Origin of the sequence: Mesorhizobium sp. M1A.F.Ca.IN.020.06.1.1, assembly GCF_004023265.1 — a bacterium.
Lineage (GTDB): Bacteria > Pseudomonadota > Alphaproteobacteria > Rhizobiales > Rhizobiaceae > Mesorhizobium.
In genome coordinates, this window is sequence record NZ_RZSR01001014.1 from 1 (window position 1) to 2,087 (window position 2,087).

Annotated in this window: 1 protein-coding gene; it reads right to left on the reverse strand. The window is 66.4% G+C overall.

Annotation, left to right across the window (positions count from 1 at the left end; translation table 11 throughout):
• A partial coding sequence (locus EOA60_RS30315) for a glucoamylase family protein (protein ID WP_281060795.1) occupies nt 1-2,087 on the reverse strand: 2,087 nt, incomplete at both ends.

The window sequence follows — 2,087 nt, forward strand, 5'->3', positions numbered from 1 at the left end:
CGATGCACTCGACCTCCGAACGCAGCGAGCCGATCGATTTGGTAAAGCTCGCCTTGTCGTCGGCAAACAGCGTCTGCACGCGCTCGCCCTCGGCGCGCTTCGGCTCGGCGGTGGCCGACCACCAGTCGCCGGTCGCGGTGTCGCGCAAGAAGATATAGGAGCCGAGACGGTCTTCGCTCGGGTCCGGCTGCCAACGGGTGATGGCAAGCTCGCCGAAGCGGCTGTAGCCGGAGCCGGTGGCGGTGACCATGACCGAGTACCGGCCATTCGACATGACGTTGGTCGCGCGCAGCGCCTTGATCGGGTCAAGGATGATGCGGCTGTCCGGGCTCTCGGTCTCGGTCTCGTCCTTGGAGCGCTCGTCGGCCTCGGTCCTGACGGTGGCGGTCGGGATGTCGCGCGGCGCCTTCTCCTGCAAGAGGAGTTCGGCCGACTCAATCACCGGATCGCTGTGGAAGCGTTCGCGCAGCCGACCCTCGAAGATGGCGTCCGCCACGGCGGCGATCGACATGCCGGAATGGTGGGCCATGTAGTTCTGGACGACGGCATGGTCGGTGCCTTCCGGCACGCGCTGCGGCGTGAAGTCGACCGCATCGTAAAAGCCGTGCCGGCCGAGCGCGCCGATCGCGCGCAGCCGCATCAGGTTCTGCACCGCCTCACGCGGATTGAACTGCGCCGCCAGGATGGTGGCGTAAGGCGCGATCACGGTGTTCTGGCCGAGACCACGCTTCAGGCCGAGGCCGGGCACGCCGAAGTTGGTGTACTGGTAGGTGAGCTCGCGGTCGCGGGCATTGTAGGCCGCTTCCGAGATGCCCCAGGGCACGTTCTTCGAGCGCGCATACTGGATCTGGCGCTTGATGATGAGCTTGCTGGTCTGGTTGAGGATCGAGCCCTGCGGCTCCTTCATCACCAGCGGCGGCATCAGGTACTCGAACATCGAGCCCGACCAGGACATCAGCGCGCCCTTGAAACCGATCTCGACAATCGGCCTGCCGAGCCGGAACCAGTGCTCGGTCGGCAAGTCGCCCTTGGCGATGCCGAACAGGCTGGTCAGCCGCGCCTCGGAGGCGAGCAAGTCGTAGCAGCTCTCGTCGAGCTGGTGCTCCTCGACGCGATAGCCAATCGACAGGAGCTTGCGCTCCTGCCGCATCAGGAAGGAAAAATCCATCTCGAAGGCGTAGCGGCGGCAGCGCCCGCGCAGCGCGAGCAGCTTGGTGCGGAGCGCCGAGACCGCGCTTTCGTCATTGTGCGAATCGTGCACATGGGCCTCGCAGGTCGCCTCCAGCCTGGCCGCCCAGTCGGCGATGACGTCGCTCTTGGGCGACGCCGCCTCGACGTGGATGGCCGTGGCGAGCTTGCGGATCTCGCCGGCCAGCACCGCGAGATTGATCGTGCGGATCGAAGCCATCTCGGGCTGCGCCTTGATGGTCATCACTGCCCGGCGCATGCCGTCGAGGCGGTCGGCAAGACGCTGGCGCAGCGGCCGCAGCTGGCGGCGGTCGTCGGGCAGTTCCTCCAGGCTCTCGTCGAGGATGGTGACGGTGTCGAGGATGCCCTCGAAATCGCCCTGCAGGTGGACGGAAGGCGCCTCGGCCCATTCGGCGCAGGCCGCGGCCACGGCGACCAGATGGCCGGCGAGATTGCCGCTGTCGACCGCCGAGATATAGAGCGGATAAAGCGGCTTCAGGGTCGTCGTGTCGTACCAATTGTAGAGATGCCCGCGATCGCGCGGCATGTTCTCGATGGTCGTCATCGTGGCGTCGATGCGGGTGATGGCATCCGACAGGCTGATCCAGCCGAAGTCGCGCGCCGACACCACCGAGAGCAGGTAGACGCCGATGTTGGTCGGCGAGGTACGCGGCGCCACCACCGGGGCCGGGCTTTCCTGGAAATTGTCGGGCGGCAGATGGTGATGCTCGGCCGTCACGAAGGTCTCGAAATAATGCCAGGTGCGACGCGCCACGGTGCGCAGCGCATGGATGTCAGCGGCGGAAATGCGCAGCCTGTCCTCGGTCTCGGCCGAGCGGCTGATCCAGCAGGCGACGGCGGGCGAGCCGATCCAGAAAATCGCGAAGAAGAAGGCGACG